Origin of the sequence: Vibrio amylolyticus (genome assembly GCF_023145695.1) — a bacterium.
Lineage (GTDB): Bacteria > Pseudomonadota > Gammaproteobacteria > Enterobacterales > Vibrionaceae > Vibrio > Vibrio amylolyticus.
The window spans coordinates 130,515-148,539 of record NZ_JAJHVV010000006.1 but is presented as its reverse complement, the minus strand read 5'-3'; the positions used below and the strand labels follow the sequence as shown (position 1 = coordinate 148,539).

The following is an 18,025-nucleotide window of genomic DNA, read 5'->3' as shown; positions in this document are numbered from 1 at the left end:
TCACCGCATACCAAATATGAAACATTGGTAATATAACAAATAAAGAAATCGAATTGATATGAGGCGCCAATATGTAAACGAGGTGGGTCACAAATAGTTATGAACTTTGATCAAACACTTGATCTAAGTAGGATATCGCTGAAGAAAAAACACACTAGTTTTTTCCCAGAGCCCAACCGTGATATAGGCATACTTAGCAAGTAACTGACTAGAATTTAGCGAACAAGGCCATTAGCTAACATCAACAGGAACAACACGGGAATCCTTCGATAATCACACATTATTGACTGAATCAAAATGGGACATTTACGTGTTGCACTCCGCCACCACGTCCTCGCCTAGAAAAGACCGAGCTCTTCTATCGAGCTCGGTCCATTCAAATAGCTACAACTGATAACAAAAATCACTCACTATGCAACTTCTGGGGTAGGTTGTAATACTGGTTCATTATCTAAGGTATTGCTAACAGTATTACTTGTAATGTCAGAAGTATCATCGGCATACTTCTTAGATGCATCAATAAGTGAGGTGTAGAAATCAAGATAACCACTTTTACCGTCATTCAACATATTCTGATATTTCTTGCGCTTATCTTCTAGGCTTATTATCGAGAGTATTTCAATAACGACAGAGGCGATAACCGTAATAGCCATAAACGCACCCGCTACCTTGCCTGTTATCGACATATTTCGGATCACAGCCATAGCTCCAACTTCACCTTCTATACCCGCACTGACCATAATTCGTGATAATTCAGCTTTACTAAGTGAGAATTTTCTCGCAAAAATCATTGTTGATAGGTTTGAAATTAGCCCAATCCCTAGGCCTACACTTTCAACACCTGGTGATTTAGCAGCAATATCAGCTAGCTGTTTATTGATATTTTTTAGTGCCTCTGCGAGCTCGTCGGGGTTTTTGACGCTATCAAGAATATCGTAGACCTTATCTATCTCATCTGATTCGTAGTAGTGCCTAGCTACTTCTGCATTTTCTCTAAATGAAGCCACATTAAGAGCTTCCCCAGTACTGGTAATATGGCCCATGAACTGATAAAAAATTGATCTTGATAGCTCAGCACTAGAAAGAGGGAACAGCCCCGCTAGATAACTGTTGTTATTTTTCGCAGCTTCCGAGAAACTTCCCAGCATAGGTGGAAGTGTTTTATTTAGCTCAGAATCAATGTTACCAACAGACACTTGAAAGTCCTTTTCATCAGCACTTGCAGCGAGTTTTGTTCCAATGGCTACAGATTCTGCGACCACCCACGCGCCAACACCGATACCAAAACTGAAAATAGATCCGATCATCGCGGCATCTGCTGCTATTTGTGCAGCTTCACTGGCGATTGCCTCATCGATGAACTTGTCTAACTTTTTTTGTAAGCAATTAAATTCTGCATTAATTTGAACAGTTGGATTCGCTTCCTTATAGAGTTTTGGAAACATTCCAAATTCATTGATTATCTCATTGATATTATGATCGTTTTTGTCCTGCATCGAAATTGATTTCAATGCATCTAGATAAGTTATTAATGTCGTACTACCCATATCTTTAAGCCTTCTTAGTTGTTAGTTATTATTGTACAATATGATATTGCATGCATAATACTAGTACACAAAATGGCTAAGTCAAAAAGTAAAGCAAGATAATGAAGGCTCCTGTCCAGAAAGGAGTTTCGTTAGCTAGTTTCTTCTATAAGCGAGTCTAGAGTAATGTGGTTTTTAACGGCTGAGCTCTCAATTGTGTACTCTCAACGTACTCGACATTAATTATCTTTTGACCAACATTTGATTACGAATAAACCTAATTCCTATTAGCCACTGCGCTTAGTCGCAATAGATCAGATGATTAAATTAGCAAGAATAAAGTATTGATTAGTAATTATGTAGATAGCGAAAATCCGCTCATTGAAATCGTAATACGTCCTAACTTGAAACCATAAGATGCCTTTTTAAAACACCTAATTAAAAAGACGAGAGTTGTAGCGTCAGAAACTTACACAACTACAGGAGCAGCTAAAATTTGCTATTAACAGGAGTTGATATTTAAGGTTAGACAGAATTGCTTAGTGATCACACACACGAGTAAATTCATGTTATGAAGGATCTGGACAAAAGCTACTTAGAGACTCAATTCCTCTTTTTGTTTTCGGATAATATCTGGTAATGCAAACTGCTAGAGGTCTTTATCATTGACCCTAAGCTAATTCACTCAATTCAGCGCACCACTACATGCTGGAATATCACATGTTTGACTATTATTATTTGCTTAGTATTTCATGCCAAAGTCACTATTAACACGAGTACATTTGTAGGTTTAGGTAGTAGATATGCCTACTTTACCAGTCAGTATGCAACGGTGCATTACAGCTTATACCCTGCTATTATTTACTCCTTAAAATCAAGGAGATAAACCATTGACCACTATCGCATACATGACTATTGAGAGCATGAATAACGGCTGTCTATCAACAAGTTGTAATACGGCCTCTTCCATGGGGAATGGATTTCAAGATAATCATGAAAACGAGATCACTGTACTAGGGTTCTCACATAATCTTGCTTGGGAAAGTCGCTCGATTCACTCACCAGTACAGATAGTCAAGAAAATTGATAAATCTAGCCCGCTGCTAGCTCAATCTTGTGCCGATGGTGAAGAGATGAAGTGTAAAATATCCTTTTACCGAAATGCTCCAACAGGAGGGTTCCAAGAAAAGTTCTATGAAATAGAGCTACTTGGTGCATTAATTAGAAATGTTCATGTTGAAATGCCAAATATCGTCCATTTAGGTGAATCCGAGATGCAAGAAATTGTTGATATTTCATATCGCGATATTCAGTGGAAACACTTAGCTGCAACAACTAATGGGTACTCTTCTTGGTTAAACGGATTAGATGGCCTTAAAGATAGCCTGTTAGGAAACTAAATGACAATAACTGCAAGAGAAAGAGTCGATGAGCATTATTGGGAATTAGAGCAAAAATCTAACCAATTTATCACTGCCATATTAATGCAACTATCTAAATTTAATTTAGACCGCTCTACACATTCTAAGGCAGTTCAAGAGTTTAGCTTGGCTGTGAGTTCCATATTAAAAGCATACCAAATAGAGAACTTAAGCTATGCACAAGCTGAGGAGCTACTGGTAAAACTGAAATATGGCTTTATTGATGGAGTTAGAAGTATCAACACTGCTTCTAGAAATAGAAAGCATAGATCAGAGCAAAGACCGATAGCCGAGGGTAGCTATCGTCGTAATATGACAATAAACAACCAATCATTTAATGTCCGCTTTAGAGCTCGCTGTGCTACCTCCGAGTGCTTAATGCGGGGAGCCAACTATGACCTTCAAGATGATGCTTTTCAAGAATACATTGAAGCAGCTTCAAAAGATAAGCAATCAGATATCATGAATGTTGTGCACGTAGGGCTAATAGCCGCACCGTATGCAAAACCGTTAGAGGTACTAGCTCATAGCTACAGCTTTCAATCTGCTTACACAGATATGAACTTAAATCCTGGATGGGCTTATGCTGCAGGGAAAGGGGCAGCTTACAGACTTAGTCTTTTGGGTGTTCCGCGCCCAGTCACTTCAAGAGTTGAAAATTTAACATCTTATGTAATAGGTAGTATTTTAAATGAACGTGAACAATGAAAATGTACTAAAGCTATTCAATCTCCTTACCTTCTTCAAGATAATGATAGTCGTGGCTTGTTTGTTTTTTGAACCAAAGGCAGCAGCAGTAGCTTCTAGTCTATGGGGTATGTCGTTTATAGCTTCAGAGGTTCACATGAGGAACTATTTCAAGGGTAAACCAATGAAAATATTTGGTACTCTAACAGAAGAAAACCCAGATAATGTAGATTCAATAAAAACGACTTATTACCTCAATATTGGAGTAGTTTTACTTGCATTTGTCTTCATGTTTTTGACGCTAATTAAAAGTGTACTTTAGAGTTACCAAAAATAATTTGAGCCATACATGCTTGCTTATCAGCTGAAGTATTGAATCACTAGTGCCTGATAGCTCAACTGATTCTTACACTTACTAATAGTTGAGCAGGAAAAATACTAAATGAATAAATACGCGATTAACAATAGAGCATTAAATCTTCTTCAGATTGTGCAATGGTCAGCGATCCTTTTAAATATTATTTATAGCCCAACAGAGGCCGCTATCCTTGCTGCTATTGCAGTTGCAGCCTTCTTACATTCTGAAAATCACTTAAGAAACTATAACAAGGGTAAAAATATGGTTGTTTTTGGCTGTTCAGCCTCGACTGAAAGTGACGATGATAAAATTAAAACTTCATACCAATTACACTTAACAACCATATTTGGCACCTTAGTACTAATAGTTGGAATGCTAGGTTACAATGCCATTTACTCCCGCCTTATCAATTGCTTATGATGGAATATCACACCCTAATTAGTCTGTTTTTCTACGCTATCAAAATGCAGACTTAATTATCTCCAACTTTTTTAAAGTCGAGTAATAGCTAATTTCTTGGGAAAGGTGTGTTGATTCTTTTGTGTAAGAGCTTCTTATATAGTTGGCATTCAATCTTGCCTTACCCCCTTTTTAGCCAAATTAACCTAATGAAAGCTAACCTCTGTCTAAACACGTTTAGGGGCAGAAATGTTTCAGCCAGTTCTGACTGAAACGAAGGTGGACATAAATGAGCTATAGCTTCCCCTAAATTAGCAATTTATAGATAACTAAAGGTATGGAAAGTCGCTTAACGTAGCGTCCAGTATTGATGGTGCAGATCAAGGTGTGAGCTGCGCTTGCCTATACTTTGAGCGAAGCGAAAACGACAAGCGTTGCAGAATCCGTCTTGAGCGCCTTGTATGGTTTACTTAACCACAGCAATAGCTAACACCAGATTAAATTTGACAAAATGTATATTCGCAAGTTCAACTAAGATTTATAATCTACTTTTAATTGCGAGATCTACGAATGATTATTTACCAAATTTATAGCAACGGGCGTGTATATACAAACTCCGTTATAAAAATTACGGATTCAGACTCTAAGACCGTGCTTCTTACATCGTCAAATGATCGCTTCACACTAGAGGCCGAGGGTGAACTAGTGTACTTGATGCCAAGTCATCTCGCACCAGCTAGGGTCGCAAAGTGTACCAATGGCTACGGTGTTATTGACTTAGAAGCGGGGTTTGTTAATGGTACTCACTTTGAAAGAAGTATTACTTTATCCGAGGCTATTGATGAGATTAAACAATCTTATGGTAGTTGTAAAAAAGATTTTGAGTTTAGGTATTTCCCAAATGACGAAGTAAAAGTCATAAAAGCGGAAGATACTCAAGACTAAAATCTGTAAAGATAAACATAAAGGCGGCAAGTATTAAAAAGTAGTCGCCTTATTTGAGGTTATTTAATGAACGTCATGACACAAAGTAAACTAACATTTTAATATCGTGCCAGCGCGAATTGATGTATTCAGCACATCTCAAGATCTTTACCTAACCAACTGAAAATTATAAATATAATCCAGTTTTATTCTAATTTTTAGTTGAAAACCGTGTAAGCACATATTGCTTCCGATTCAAGGCACGTTATCAATCAAAAATTTTCTGTTAGTTCTCTATTATTCAATGACTTAAAAGTAGTTGAACAACATATTCGTGCGTAAGTGTGATTAAAGGTTAGTTTGTTGTGGATTAAAACATTTAGCTACATTGTTGGAACTCTAGCCATGAGGAAAAGTAAGGCAAGTTGCAGGATTTGAAACTGAGTTCAATCCCTCTCTGGCTCACTTTGGGGCACAAACGCGCTAGTAATATCCCAGCATTGTGATCACCAAGCGATTCTGTCGTACCTTAACTACCAAGCGACTTTGTCGTTATTCGCCTTTGAATTAAGGGGGATATATCTTGTCTTTAATCGTTTATGGAGGTTGGTATGGTACAACGCCAACTTCATCTAAAGTGATGACTTTATCGAAATGGTCTAAATATGAATTGTCGTGCGTTACAACAACCATTTTGGTTTGTGGCTCTAATAGACTAAAAATCACCTTCCACAAATCATGGCCAGTTTGACTATCTAAGCCTGTTGTCGGCTCATCGAGTAGTAATAATTCAGGGGAATGGATATAAGCTCTAAGAAAACACAGCCTTCGCTTTTCACCGCCACTGAGGTTCTGACCGTTACCATGTAGTTCCGAATCTAATGACAGCCTAGAAGACAGTCCTATCTTATCTAGCTGACTCGTCAACCAATCACTATCCATTTCTTTCCCAAGGGAAAGGTTGTCGTAAACACTTCCCGAGAAAACAAAGTTGTTTTGTTCTAGATAGTTAGAAGAGAGAGGAGATACGGGCTTTGGGGTTAACAAACCTGCCAGAGTATCGAGTAATATTGTTTTGCCTTGTCCACTTTTACCTATAACGGCAATGGTCTTTACATTTGGCTTTGCCAGTTCTTCTAGGGCCTTACTTAATAACTCACTCACTTCAGAACCTTCACCTTTGTGACTTAAAATTTCCTTTAATGCTGAAAAATCTTCTTGGCTTTGATCAAGCAATCTATAGACATCCAATAACCCTGCGAATGCCCTCGTTAAACTAGCAGAGAGAAGTAGTGCTGTGACAAGCGCTCCAGCATCAGCGTGTTGCACTGGAAACAAGTAAAATATGAACAATGCGATAATGGAAAGTGACATTAAGCTGTGTGTCGCTATAGCGACACCATCAAATACACTCCGGCTGACGGCAAGCGATACAGTTGTTTGTCTATAATGTTCGAAAAATGGAGCAATGCGCTTTTCAAAGAACCCTTCGACACGATTAGACTGGATGGTGCGTATACCCGAAAAGACACCAACAAGTTGATCGAGTATTTCATCTTCTGCCTCATTAACTCGACGGATGTGAGGGCGTCTTAGCCTGATAATTAGAGTCTTAATCAATGCGGCAGTCGCTAGGATAACAATCACTAGAGCAAAGGTTCCCCATCCACTAAAGAGAACAATAGCGCCACAAAAGACCAGCAATTCAATGACTAAAGGTAAGCCTCGCGATACGCTTAGATTGATGAACTGCTCGTAAGATCCTATGCCTCTTTCAAACTTACTGGCTAATGAACCTATCTCTAACCGTTTGAAATGACTAAAGGGTTTACGAATTAGCTGACTAAACAATATCCGTGATTTGGTCTCGACGTTGAGTTGTACTTCTTGCTCAAAAAAATAGGTAAAAATAGGAGATATACTAATAGTCACTACTGTCGACAACAGTAGATACGTTAACAAAGTCTCCATTCCTTCTAGCGAGATAGACTGAGAAGCAACGTTAATTATCTGCCCGATTAAATACGAAGGGAGCGCCAGGTTAGCTTTAAGCAAAAGTAAGATAAAAAAGAGCAAAAAATACTTTAGGTGGGTGACTTTAAGCATTACATATCTCCCAATGGTACGACCAACTTCCCCTTATCTATAATATTGAAGCGCTCCAATCCGGGTATATATGTCGATGTAAGCCATATTTTTTCCTGATTAAATGCCGTATGGACTAGTAAGTCATACCCTTTAGCTTTAACTGAACTCACTAGATTTTCGTAATGCTGCTTAAAATCTCTTGAATCCTGTTGCATGGCAGAGCAATCCATAAGAGGTAGCGTGTCTAACTCAGAAAGATCTGTAATTTTACATAATCTATCGTATTTATTTAGCAATTCGCTTGCCTTAATATCATCATTAAGTTCGACAGCGTCATAGTTCTCTATAATTTGAATGAGCTCTGAGAGCGCTCTTTCTACGGCATGAAATTCTGAATACGAAACACCAGACGAACGAAATGCCATAGGGCTAGCTGCAGAGTGCATCACGCACGCACAAAAATGGGAACCAAAGAGTGTGGTAGACATGATGAAAGAAAGCTCATCAACATTGGGAAGAGATAGCTGATATTTTTCCAGTAGTTCCCATGGGGGGATGACTCGGTAGAATTCACCAGAGTAATCTGAATAACCTATGTATTGTTTGTATAATTCACTCAAACAATGGCGCTCTACCACTTCGTTTGCTCCATGAAGCACGGCTTCTTCATATGAAGACCCAGATGCCCAACCACTATTTGACGTGTATTTATTAAGGAAACAATACGCATCATTTGGCTGAAGAGTTTCAATGTAAAAAGGGTTAATTAAAGTTTCAGGCACAAGATAGTTTTCTAAGGATAAAAGGGAGTGATAACTTGAGAATTTCAATAACTCATTCCCGTATTCAGCCAGTGTCTTTCCAAAGAGACATTGAGAGTGGCATTTTTTTGATTTCAACCATTCCTTCAACGGAACCACTTGAATATGTGAAGAAGTAAAATGATACTGCAACATCATGTGCTCAAAAGCCTCAAAATACGCTCCTGTTACAGCGTAGCTTCCCTTTCCTGACCCACTTGATAAGGGGCTTCCTGTTAAAGAGGAAAGCTCGACAGTTGCCACTAGATTGTCTTCCGTGGAGTAAAGTGAGGAGTGAATGTTATGCTCCTTTAACCAAAGTTTCATCGTCTCGACAGCCTGTTGACCACTGAATTCGCGCTCTATTGGGTATGTACACATATAACACTCCTCAAATTTTAAGCTAAGCCAAGAAGGCTAAGAAATCGCGCTCTTTGCTATTTGTGCTTTCGGAGAAGCCAAATTCAAGACTTACTCCCAGAGGTGGCTCAGTTGGTTCGGTAATTTCAGTACGTTTTTTACCCATAGTTTTTCCTTAACATTACATTAAGAGATGAAGTGGACTGTACCGACTAAGAATTAGTGTGCACAGTCGACCTGAACTTATCTGACCCATTGAAGTTGTTTAAATTATTTATACTTAATTATATTTTAGTGTGAGTGGCTTTAAATGGATTTTCTTGGCAATCTTTGAAGCGTTAGTACGATAAACACGCTCTATGAGCTTGTCATTTTTAGCCTGTATTTTTGAGTCAAAGTGCCCGTGAAAAAGAGAGGCTTGGTCTCAATGTCAAAACAGTGTGGTCAAATTTGCACCCCAACCCCTTCCAATAGGGGCGTTTTTAATCGATAACCCAGCCTCTTAGCAAAAACAAAAACTAAGTAGAAATAGGGCAAGAAGTGTCCCCTGCTATTTCAAATTCTTTACCACAGCCCACGCTAATGAGAAATCTGGGATTGGCAAGCCAAAAGCTGTACCTAATCGCGCACAGATCCATTCTTTAACCAAACCGTTCGATGTGGCTTTGCGTCTTTTGACAATATGCTTATTGTTCTCATTGTAGTGGTTGTAGTGGCATAGTTAATTTGGCCACCTAGTTAGAGGTGATATCATCACCTCATAAGTTAACAGGTGACATTATGACAAAACGTACAAGACGACTTTTTAGCGCTGAATTTAAGCTAGAGGCAGCACAGCTAGTCCTCGATCAAAACCACTCAGTTACTGAAGCTGCCCAATAACGCCTGAACTAATTGAAATACGCGAGCTTAAAAAGAAGCTAGCTCGTCTTGAGGAACATAACAAAATATTAAAAAAGGCAACCGCTCTCTTGATGTCGGACTCGTTGAACAATTCTCGATAATTGAGAAACTCAGGCAGAGCTATAGCATAAAAACATTGTGTGAAGTGTTCAGCATTCATCGAAGCAGCTATCAATATTGGCGAAAAAGACCTTGCTGTTATCAATGCTGAAAAGGTTAAGCTTGGTAAGCGAAAGCCACGTTGCAAGCAACGGCTCTGCTGGTGCTCGAACCATCGCGAGCATTGTGACAAACCAGGGCAAAAACGTGTTTGAAATATTATTTTAAAAAGCTTGTGCGCTATCTTAAAAGTACCTCGAAGACTGAGATTAACTCCATTAACTTGAACCGTTTCTTCAGTACTTTTATTTTTGAGCAGCTATTCGGTTAAGAACCGAAAACAATAAGTAGAATAAACCCGTGATTAAAGTCACAATTAACACTTATTTTCTACAGTTCCCCTAGAGGGAAAAATAAAGATTCAAACCATTATAAAACAATAGTTTAAAGAGAAGCAAAGAACCCCTCTTAAACGCTTGTATGGGAAATCACCCCAATAAATCGCACGATTTAATTAAATTGCACATTTAGTGTGATGCTCTATAATAATACCGTACTTGCAGACTTGGAGCTTAAACATGTACACATTAACAGCAAATGATGCCAAACGTAATTTTGGTGAACTGCTTCTAAACGCTCAACGCGAGCCAGTTAAAATTAGTAAAAACAACAAAGATGCTGTTGTTGTTATGTCGATTAGAGACTATGAAGAACTTGAAGCTATGAAAGCCGATTATATAAAACATTGCTTTGAGACTGCAAAAGCAGACTTAGCACAAGGTAATGCAGTTGACGGTGAAAACTTCTTAAGCGCGTTGTAAGTAAAGTATGCACAAGAGTAAATATAAACTAAGTAAATTAGCACAGGCTCATTTACACAAAATCAAAAATTATACTGTTACAAACTTTTCCCAGGCGCAGTGGAACTCATATAAAGACACTCTTCTTACTGGGTTTCAGATGCTCGCTGAAAACCCGGCAGTAGGTAGAAGCTGCAACGATATATATCAAAACGGTTTTTACTTCCCGATCGGCAAGCACACGGCTTACTTTACCAAAGAAGATGACTTTATTTTGGTCGTTGCAGTCCTTGGACAATCGCAATTACCGCAAAACCATCTGCGATAATGACCACACCCTAGCATGTTCAGTTAGGGTGCTATTCTGATTGGTAAACTAACGCCGCATTAACACGAACAACACCCAAGCAATAAAACGATAAATTTCAACAACTTAACAGCGAACCCCACTAAAAATCAAAGTCTCATGTAGCAAATGTGTAGCTTTCTAGTTCTACATATTTGAAACTTAGCAGAAACTGCTCCTAACACATATCTGTCGGGTGGACGACACTTGTTACCAAGTGCCGTCTCCCTAAGAACCCAGCGTGCAACTTTCACTGCACTAGGCTCAAGCCTCCATTAAGGCATCATTGATACCCAGCAACTTATAACGCAGTCGGGACAGGCTCTTTCCAAGAGTTACGAGCTAACCTTTTAGATTTTCTCTTCACCAAATACTCTTGGTATTGAGGGTCAAAAGGGGTCGCAGCACTCCGGATTTTCACGTGTCGCTCGATGGGCACTTTCGCTATTTTGAACAGATTGAAGTGACAGTCCATGTTCATGATTTTCTGCCAACCGTGAAATTGCCACTGGCCTTTACGATTGAGGAAGTACTTATGAACAACCCAGTCTTTGGACTTGGTTGGATGACGTCTAACTGCCCAGTGCCATAGCGCTTGGAATAGTTTGTGGCCGACATACCCGAATACTTGTTTAGCAACACAGTGGCGATAGTAATTCGCCCATCCTCTGAGTTTCGGATTTATCAACTTGATAAGATCGTTAACAGGGATGGTTGCGTGCTTTTTAATGAGCTTTCGTAGATTTCTCAAGAATAACAACGTGTTGGATTTACTCGGTTTAATGAGCAATTTCCCTTTGTACTTCCTGTGATTGAAACCCAGAAAGTCAAAGCCATCATCAATATGAGTGACCTTCGTTTTCTCTTCGGAGAGGGTTAACCCTCTTTCTGCCAGAAAGTCAGCAATCAACGGTTTGATATCGTTCACTAGCACTTCCTTTGAAGAGCAGGTGACCACGAAATCATCCGCATAACCGATAAAGTTGGCCCTAGCACCCATTTTCAGGGCTGTAGATTTTATTTGTTGCTCTATTCCCGCGAGAGTCATTAGCATCAAGGTTGGAGATATTATTCCGCCTTGAGGTGTACCTTCTTCGGTATCGTAGAACAGCCCCTTATCTACATAGCCAGATTTTAACCATTGCTCTAACATTCGTTTATCTACAGTGATATTGTCCATCAGCCATTCATGCCCTATTTTGTCGAAGCAAGCCTTAATATCTCCCTCAAGAACCCATTTCGCTGATTGCTTTAGAGCCAAACATTTGAAGCACTGACTGACAGCGTCAGCCGTGCTGCGATTTGGTCTAAAACCATAGCTATTAAGGTCGGCAAACGTTTCGGACACAGGCTCTAATGCAAGAAGGTGGAGGGCTTGTTGCGCTCTATCAATCATGCATGGAATGCCCAATGGCCTGAGCTTGCCGTTCTTTTTGGGAATGTAGATACGTTTGAGTGGTTTTGCAGAGTAAGCCTTGCGGCTCAGTTGATTGATTGCTTTCATACGGCGTGTATCTGTGTTCCAGGTGACACCGTCTATTCCAGGCGTTTTACTGCCTTTATTCTGAGAGACTCGCTTAACCGCAAGAAGCTTGGCTGAGCGAGAATGAGTCAAGAGCCACTGTAAGGACTTCACCTTACCGTATTTCTTTTCTCTAGTTGCTTTTGCGATACGCATTTGAAGCTTCAATACGTGTGCTTCAATGGATTTCCAGTCGATGGACTGCCATTGAGCGCCGTCAGAAGATGCACTAATCTCTTTCGAGATCATCATTTGCTTTTCTCCTTGAATAAAGTTCTTCAAATTCTCTCGCAATGGGAGACCAGTCGGAAGTGGGCTCACTTTCGTGATCAGACATAGGTCTGTATCTGCATCATTACAATGTAGCTTTCGCTTTTTCCGACCTCCTATACCTGCATCACTATCGGCCACAAAGGCTTTCCCAAAGGGAGTGATACAGGCTTACCCTGTTCCGTATGTTACGTAAAATGTCAGCTTAGATGCCCACTATAGTGCGGAGAGTACGGCGACCACGAAAAAGTACTGTCCAACCTCTTTCCAACTCTCATTGCCTTTTGGCCACAGCGTATTAACCACTTCCGCTGCTTCATCGTATAACGCACCTTGAATGGATTCACATACGTTCATCATACTGACTACCTAGCACTTACCCGAATTGTGGTTTTCAGGAGGAACGCCCTCTCACGATTCTTTTCCCACTCAGCCAAACGGCCAAGTTTCGTTACATTGTCCGAGCCGCTGCTTTATTCAGGCTCGTAGGTTCATCTGGTGATACAGACGGTTCACTCATAAAGCGGTGAACAACGCTTCATACGACTTCAGGTCGCACGGACATAAACGATTTAGCCATCTTGCTCTAAACCGTTTATATCAGATTAGAAAAAATATCTTGAAACCTTAAACGTTGTTAGCATTCTGATTTTAAAGTGTATTGTTGAATTTTTTGAAGACCTTTACTCATCAGAACTATCACGACAGAGCCAATCAAGACAGGAGTAACTAAGAATGACCAGCCATGACCTGCCAACATAATTAGAATTGGATTCGCTCCTGCCGGTGGATGCGTTGTTTTAGAGGCTAACATACATGTAATACCTAACCCTGTCGCAATAGCCAAACTCACGGGTGTTATAACTACGTACTGAGAAAATACTATACCAATTACGGCTGTGACCAAATGACCAAAAACTACATTTTTGGGTTGAGCAAGTGGGCTCTGTGGTAAACCAAAAACTAGTACTGCTGTTGCCCCAAATGGGGCCATTACCAAAGCTGCACTTTCTACATTGGCTTCCACGACCAAGAGAAGACCAAGAGTAATTGAAGCCCCAACTCCTGCCACTAAAGCAGACACATAATGATTCATATAAACCTCACAATTAAAAGTAGAACGGTCTGTCTACTTTTAATTGTAGACAGATCGGTCTACCCTTGTCAATATACGCAAAACCAACTTTAAGGTGTCTTTATGAGCAAGAAACGAGACTTACTATTAAGCACGGCATTAGAACTGTTTTACCGACATGGCATTAATTCCATTGGAATTAATGAAGTAATCAAGGTTTCTGGTGTTGCAAAGAAGACACTGTACAGCCATTTCAGCAGCAAGGAAGATTTGGTACTTAGGGCTTTAGAGAAAAGGCATCTAACCTTTATGCAATGGTTGGGCGCTAAACTTGAAAACACAACCAATAATAGTGAATTGATTGACACTCTATTTCACTCTTTAAAGGAGTGGTTTGAAAGCCATGAGCCTGAACTAGGCGATTTTAACGGATGTTTCTTTATAAATACTTCTGCGGAATTCCACGATGCTAAAAGTGAAATATCTCGTTATTGTAGCTTCCACAAAGCGCAAGTGCGCCAATTAATACAAAACAAGTTAAGTGAAGATTCGGACGACTTGCTCAATGCGATATGTTTACTCAAAGAAGGGGCAATCACAACAGCTTATATGACAGGCGCAAGTTCTGAAGTAATAGAGAACAGTGTGAAGATTTTACACCGCCTTGAATGATAACGCTAAGCTAACTGGTAGACAAACACGACCACTTAGCTAAAAAATGACCACCGTAAATACCAAAGCCTAACTAAACTAAAATTGCCCAGCGTTTGTATGTCCGGTTGAGCGCCTTGTTATGGCGCTGCATCTACTGAGGTTAAACACAGATGTAAAACATATCTCTACCTCATGTAACTACGAATAATATCTGTATTGCCCCGATAGCGCGAAGAATGCATAGCTACACTCCATATAAGGTTTACAAAAAAACCACCATATACACCTATGAACGCAAGTGGCAATGATAGGTAAAGTACAGGTATTATTAGAGTACATAGTTTTATATCACTGATTTCTTTTATAAACTTAATAGTATTTAGAATCAGCCAGATTAAGCTACCCAATATTATTGTATAGAATACCACCGGCTCAGCTTTCAATAGAATGGCGGCGACGATCAAAGCAAAACATAGGTTGAAAGGAATATAAAAACCTGAATATGTATTTTTTGTGAGTAGTATTCTCCGTCTTGGACTCACAACATTGATATACTTGATAAGCCCGTACCTAATTCGCATACATGCGCTTGCGATAAGACATGCAACTATAAAATACCCAAGATACATAAATAGAATTATAGCCATTTTTCATTCCTTGAAGCCTAACTAAAAATACAACTAGCAATCAGCTGATTGATGTATGGCTTGAGATTAACAAAGTAATAATTTTGTTTGCCTTACGTTACCAAGCCCACGGCGCTATAACGCTTCTTAGACGGAATAATTCCGTACTTTTATTCCGTCTATGTTGCTGCCATTCACTATGAAACTCAATAGGTATCAAACTGTTATATGAGTTGACAAAGAATTCCTGGGCAGAATTATGGAAAACTTCCGTATAAGTGCCCAAAGTACGGATTAGATTAATTTGCTCTATTACAGTACTGGTTGGTTGGTCAATATATTGGGGGCTGAGAAGGTTTGGGGCAGAAGTGTTTTAGGCAAATTGTGCAACAAGCTGTTGCACAAATGGAGTCGGTGGGTGCTGTTGCAGAATCAGCAACAACTGAACTTTTTCATCGTTCAGGCAAGTATTGCACATTTGGCAACAGTTCAACTGCGAGGAATACTTATGAGCTGGAAAGCAACTGAGAAGGGTTTCTTCCTAATTGCCAGCACTGAATGGGGAAAATCCGAGTCAGCGGAGACACCCTGACTCGTTTAGGGACAAAGACGTGTCAGTGATTCCTCTAATTTAGCTACCATTAAGCAGTCAAGCACTGCTTATCGCTGTACCCAAGTAAGGAAATGGAAGAATTCTTTCAAAATACAAACTGTCGACCATCCAGTGACTCACTCCTTTGCCTTTGTATGCTTGACGTTAGTCGTTTTAAATATCGTACCCTCCGTCGGGTTTACATGACCACCACGTTTTATTATTAAACGGTTTGCGCTGAATATTCGTACCACAATGTACCTCACCAAGCATTTCGTGATATGAATACCAATCCTCAATGAATACGACTTCCCGTTCTGGAACTGCATCTTTAAATGCTTTTTCAAAAACACATTCTCCCTCAACAATAGGCCCATGTGGCTTTGGAACGATGCTTACATTATTAATAACAAGGTGATTAACCATGTCGGGAAAGTATGCTGCTGTTCTTTTCGTTCCTCTGGGGTGGAAAAGAACAGGTATTTGAACGATATGCTCATCACTAACCCCTAATTCACGCTTAATGATAGAGATGTTGGTGTCCATGACATTCTGATAATCATCATTGTGCAGCCAAAAAACCTCATCATTTAATAGTTCATCAACCGTTATTTCAGCAGATTGCGGACTTCCTGGCTGACCACGTTTCATTCCTTCAAACATGACAGTATTGCCGTTACCATTTAATGACAATCTTTCTAGAATAGCCTTTGTTCTCCCTGGAGAGGCGACAAGTACCAAAAATCCAATGTCATTTACGGCGGGCACAAAGCAAACAATTTCGTCCACATGACCAACCGTCAACCAGTCAGTATAAACCTCAAAAGGGGATTGAACTTTCTGTGAATATAAGAACTTCCTCAGTTGCGGCATCATTTGCCTATTGGCTTCAGAATAATCCCCATATTTCTTACCGCCAAATATAATTCTTCCGAAAGGATAATCCCTCCCGTTAACCGAGACTGGTGGACTAACTTCAAGGTTACCAAATGAATCTAATGAGTTCGGTGTACTTCCACCAACTTGAAAATGGCCAAAGTCTTCGCCGAGTAGTTCTTTCTCAGGAAATCCGTCTAATCCTCTATCTCTTGGGCTATCCATAACCACTGGTAAGATGTGACTCGACCCTTGAGCATATCCAAACTCTATTTCATCTTGGATCCATCTATCCCCAAGGTGATCTTGTGGTTCTATGATTGTTAAAGGAACATTTATATTGTCTAAAGCCTCTGTGAGACCTTCAATGAACTTTTCATTTGTATTATCCCCATTAACAATCCTGCACGTAAATACACGCTCAGGTGGACGTGTGTTCGGAGTCATAATCCATGGGGCTACCCGGTAAACAACGGAGTCATTAGAAACAACGTTTTGACCTTTGACTAACAATAGTTCTAAAGTGATTAAGCCCTCAAAACTAGCACTTGGGTATTCGTGTGCTTCAAGATACAAGTCTTGCCCCTTCGTAGAAAGCGGAGGAGAGGAGAGCAACGTTTCACTTTCCCCAGACGGATCTACTCCTAATATTCTTTCATAGATTCCACTGTCTGACTTTGTATAGACCGTAAATCTTGATGCCGCCCCTTCAGCTGTTGATAAAGTCAAGAAGACACCTGGTGGAAACTCGTCTAGCAACGTATCTTCCACCACTAATTTAGACCATTCTGAATGATAACGACCTGATGGATCATGCTCGTTTGTTTCTAGGTCATTATTTACGAGTACGACAGCCCCTCTTTGATTGCTCCCCCAAACCCAACCATCGTTACCCGTATCACTTAGGTCAATATCACCATCACGATCACTGTCATTTTTTATAGATACACGACATACATCCACATTGATTTCAATTCTATCGATTTCACTACCATCTTCAGCTACATGAATGAGCGTGGCTTTATTTTTACCCGCGACTAGGGCTTGGATGCTAACCGTCCCTTCATACGCTAAAGGGGCGTGTACTGGGGTATTTAAGGCAAACTCTTTCCATGCATCATTTTCAACATGAAATACTTTAAGTCCATGAATGTTGACAAGTACTAAAGCCCCCACCTGGACATTATAGTTAACCCTCACACTATCAACTCTTGAAAGAAAATGATTAGATTCCATTGTTATATCCTCACTGTTTTTTGAATATTGCAATGCCCCTTTTTACGTGATCGGCTCACGCCTTATACTCAAGTCATAAGTGTTATTGAGCTGTCACTTTAAGCAGGAAAGGGTCAAAGAAAGATAGCCGTCGCCGCATTTTTATCATCGTCATGATTTCCTTTGGAGTCGGATCCAAGGTGCTGAAGGTCTGCATGCACTGAAAACCTCACTCCCCTCCACTTGTACAAGAGCGCGCCATCGAATGACACTCATTAATCGTAAATTATCAGCCGCCTTGCTCAGAGTATTGGCGGCTCCACGGCGAGCTAACGCTGCCCATCATCATTACGTTCTCAATGGAATGGGCACAAACCACTGGTTCAAAACCGGCCCCATCAGAGTGAGCCATTTCCACTTTGTGAAGTGCCGAACTACCTAGCGGTCTAAAACGTAGTAATGTAATGATGTGTTTTTAACCGAG

The 18,025-nt window shown here is 40.0% G+C and carries 16 protein-coding genes and 2 pseudogenes; 8 read left to right on the top strand and 10 right to left on the bottom strand.

The window, feature by feature from the left end:
* Positions 1-410: 410 nt before the first annotated feature.
* On the bottom strand, positions 411-1,547 hold the full coding sequence (locus KP803_RS10960; protein ID WP_248008878.1) for a hypothetical protein: 1,137 nt from the start codon (positions 1,545-1,547) through the stop codon (positions 411-413).
* A gap of 869 nt (positions 1,548-2,416) precedes the next feature.
* Between KP803_RS10960 and tssD the strand changes: the two genes are divergently transcribed.
* From tssD to KP803_RS10940, 4 genes are all read left to right on the top strand, one after another.
* Positions 2,417-2,926, top strand: a complete 510-nt coding sequence (gene tssD, locus KP803_RS10955) for a type VI secretion system tube protein TssD (RefSeq protein ID WP_248008877.1) — start codon at positions 2,417-2,419, stop codon at positions 2,924-2,926.
* Positions 2,927-3,655: a hypothetical protein gene (locus tag KP803_RS10950; RefSeq protein ID WP_248008876.1), complete on the top strand. Its 729-nt coding sequence runs from the start codon at positions 2,927-2,929 to the stop codon at positions 3,653-3,655.
* A 421-nt stretch (positions 3,656-4,076) separates the two neighbouring features.
* Positions 4,077-4,412 carry a hypothetical protein gene (locus KP803_RS10945; RefSeq protein ID WP_248008875.1) on the top strand — a complete coding sequence of 112 codons (336 nt, stop codon included), beginning with the start codon at positions 4,077-4,079 and terminating at the stop codon, positions 4,410-4,412.
* A gap of 549 nt (positions 4,413-4,961) precedes the next feature.
* Positions 4,962-5,336: a hypothetical protein gene (locus tag KP803_RS10940; RefSeq protein ID WP_248008874.1), complete on the top strand. Its 375-nt coding sequence runs from the start codon at positions 4,962-4,964 to the stop codon at positions 5,334-5,336.
* Positions 5,337-5,912: 576 nt separating this feature from the next.
* Here KP803_RS10940 and KP803_RS10935 read toward each other — a convergent pair.
* From KP803_RS10935 to KP803_RS22025, 4 genes and pseudogenes are all read right to left on the bottom strand, one after another.
* The gene (locus KP803_RS10935; RefSeq protein WP_248008873.1) at positions 5,913-7,421 is read right to left on the bottom strand and encodes an ATP-binding cassette domain-containing protein; all 1,509 of its coding nucleotides are present in this window, start codon (positions 7,419-7,421) and stop codon (positions 5,913-5,915) included.
* Positions 7,421-8,584, bottom strand: coding sequence for a YcaO-like family protein (locus tag KP803_RS10930; RefSeq protein WP_248008872.1), 1,164 nt, complete (start codon positions 8,582-8,584; stop codon positions 7,421-7,423). The genes KP803_RS10935 and KP803_RS10930 overlap by 1 nt, the downstream gene beginning before the upstream one ends.
* Before the next feature lie 22 nt (positions 8,585-8,606).
* The gene (locus KP803_RS21915; RefSeq protein WP_282437249.1) at positions 8,607-8,729 is read right to left on the bottom strand and encodes a hypothetical protein; all 123 of its coding nucleotides are present in this window, start codon (positions 8,727-8,729) and stop codon (positions 8,607-8,609) included.
* A gap of 384 nt (positions 8,730-9,113) precedes the next feature.
* Positions 9,114-9,251 (bottom strand): annotated as a pseudogene (locus KP803_RS22025) (HipA family kinase); the annotation flags it as partial.
* Between the two features lie 92 nt (positions 9,252-9,343).
* Between KP803_RS22025 and KP803_RS10925 the strand changes: the two are divergent.
* The 3 genes and pseudogenes from KP803_RS10925 to KP803_RS10915 form a co-directional block, all read left to right on the top strand.
* A pseudogene (locus KP803_RS10925) lies at positions 9,344-9,766 on the top strand (IS3 family transposase); the annotation flags it as partial.
* A 377-nt stretch (positions 9,767-10,143) separates the two neighbouring features.
* Positions 10,144-10,386 (top strand): type II toxin-antitoxin system Phd/YefM family antitoxin, encoded by a 243-nt coding sequence (locus KP803_RS10920; protein WP_248008871.1) that lies wholly within the window; start codon positions 10,144-10,146, stop codon positions 10,384-10,386.
* 7 nt (positions 10,387-10,393) lie between these two features.
* Complete coding sequence (locus KP803_RS10915; RefSeq protein WP_248008870.1) at positions 10,394-10,693, top strand: type II toxin-antitoxin system RelE/ParE family toxin; 300 nt, start codon at positions 10,394-10,396, stop codon at positions 10,691-10,693.
* Between the two features lie 319 nt (positions 10,694-11,012).
* Here KP803_RS10915 and ltrA read toward each other — a convergent pair whose 3' ends face one another.
* The 3 genes from ltrA to KP803_RS10900 all read right to left on the bottom strand — a co-directional run bounded on the left by ltrA (position 11,013) and on the right by KP803_RS10900 (position 13,599).
* Positions 11,013-12,485, bottom strand: coding sequence for a group II intron reverse transcriptase/maturase (gene ltrA, locus KP803_RS10910; protein WP_248009055.1), 1,473 nt, complete (start codon positions 12,483-12,485; stop codon positions 11,013-11,015).
* Between the two features lie 234 nt (positions 12,486-12,719).
* Positions 12,720-12,863, bottom strand: coding sequence for a hypothetical protein (locus tag KP803_RS10905; RefSeq protein ID WP_162497971.1), 144 nt, complete (start codon positions 12,861-12,863; stop codon positions 12,720-12,722).
* Positions 12,864-13,140: 277 nt separating this feature from the next.
* On the bottom strand, positions 13,141-13,599 hold the full coding sequence (locus KP803_RS10900) for an HPP family protein (protein ID WP_248008869.1): 459 nt from the start codon (positions 13,597-13,599) through the stop codon (positions 13,141-13,143).
* Positions 13,600-13,701: 102 nt separating this feature from the next.
* Here KP803_RS10900 and KP803_RS10895 point away from each other — a divergent pair, with 102 nt between their 5' ends.
* Positions 13,702-14,250, top strand: coding sequence for a TetR/AcrR family transcriptional regulator (locus KP803_RS10895; protein WP_248008868.1), 549 nt, complete (start codon positions 13,702-13,704; stop codon positions 14,248-14,250).
* A 1,374-nt stretch (positions 14,251-15,624) separates the two neighbouring features.
* On the opposite strand, the gene KP803_RS10890 is transcribed toward KP803_RS10895, so the two are convergent.
* Both KP803_RS10890 and KP803_RS21910 read right to left on the bottom strand, forming a co-directional pair.
* Complete coding sequence (locus KP803_RS10890; RefSeq protein WP_248008867.1) at positions 15,625-17,562, bottom strand: protein-arginine deiminase family protein; 1,938 nt, start codon at positions 17,560-17,562, stop codon at positions 15,625-15,627.
* 268 nt (positions 17,563-17,830) lie between these two features.
* Positions 17,831-17,953, bottom strand: a complete 123-nt coding sequence (locus KP803_RS21910; RefSeq protein WP_282437248.1) for a hypothetical protein — start codon at positions 17,951-17,953, stop codon at positions 17,831-17,833.
* Positions 17,954-18,025 lie beyond the last annotated feature (72 nt).

Excerpts from the sequence above, each read along its gene's own strand:
- KP803_RS10960 (WP_248008878.1), bottom strand. The coding sequence starts at position 1,547 with ATGGGTAGTACGACATTAATAACTTATCTAGATGCATTGAAATCAATT.
- KP803_RS10950 (WP_248008876.1), top strand. The coding sequence starts at position 2,927 with ATGACAATAACTGCAAGAGAAAGAGTCGATGAGCATTATTGGGAATTA.
- KP803_RS10945 (WP_248008875.1), top strand. The coding sequence starts at position 4,077 with ATGAATAAATACGCGATTAACAATAGAGCATTAAATCTTCTTCAGATT.
- KP803_RS10940 (WP_248008874.1), top strand. The coding sequence starts at position 4,962 with ATGATTATTTACCAAATTTATAGCAACGGGCGTGTATATACAAACTCC.
- KP803_RS10935 (WP_248008873.1), bottom strand. The coding sequence starts at position 7,421 with ATGCTTAAAGTCACCCACCTAAAGTATTTTTTGCTCTTTTTTATCTTA.
- KP803_RS10930 (WP_248008872.1), bottom strand. The coding sequence starts at position 8,584 with ATGTGTACATACCCAATAGAGCGCGAATTCAGTGGTCAACAGGCTGTC.
- KP803_RS21915 (WP_282437249.1), bottom strand. The coding sequence starts at position 8,729 with ATGGGTAAAAAACGTACTGAAATTACCGAACCAACTGAGCCACCTCTG.
- KP803_RS10920 (WP_248008871.1), top strand. The coding sequence starts at position 10,144 with ATGTACACATTAACAGCAAATGATGCCAAACGTAATTTTGGTGAACTG.
- KP803_RS10915 (WP_248008870.1), top strand. The coding sequence starts at position 10,394 with ATGCACAAGAGTAAATATAAACTAAGTAAATTAGCACAGGCTCATTTA.
- ltrA (WP_248009055.1), bottom strand. The coding sequence starts at position 12,485 with ATGATGATCTCGAAAGAGATTAGTGCATCTTCTGACGGCGCTCAATGG.
- KP803_RS10905 (WP_162497971.1), bottom strand. The coding sequence starts at position 12,863 with ATGATGAACGTATGTGAATCCATTCAAGGTGCGTTATACGATGAAGCA.
- KP803_RS10900 (WP_248008869.1), bottom strand. The coding sequence starts at position 13,599 with ATGAATCATTATGTGTCTGCTTTAGTGGCAGGAGTTGGGGCTTCAATT.
- KP803_RS10895 (WP_248008868.1), top strand. The coding sequence starts at position 13,702 with ATGAGCAAGAAACGAGACTTACTATTAAGCACGGCATTAGAACTGTTT.
- KP803_RS10890 (WP_248008867.1), bottom strand. The coding sequence starts at position 17,562 with ATGGAATCTAATCATTTTCTTTCAAGAGTTGATAGTGTGAGGGTTAAC.
- KP803_RS21910 (WP_282437248.1), bottom strand. The coding sequence starts at position 17,953 with ATGGCTCACTCTGATGGGGCCGGTTTTGAACCAGTGGTTTGTGCCCAT.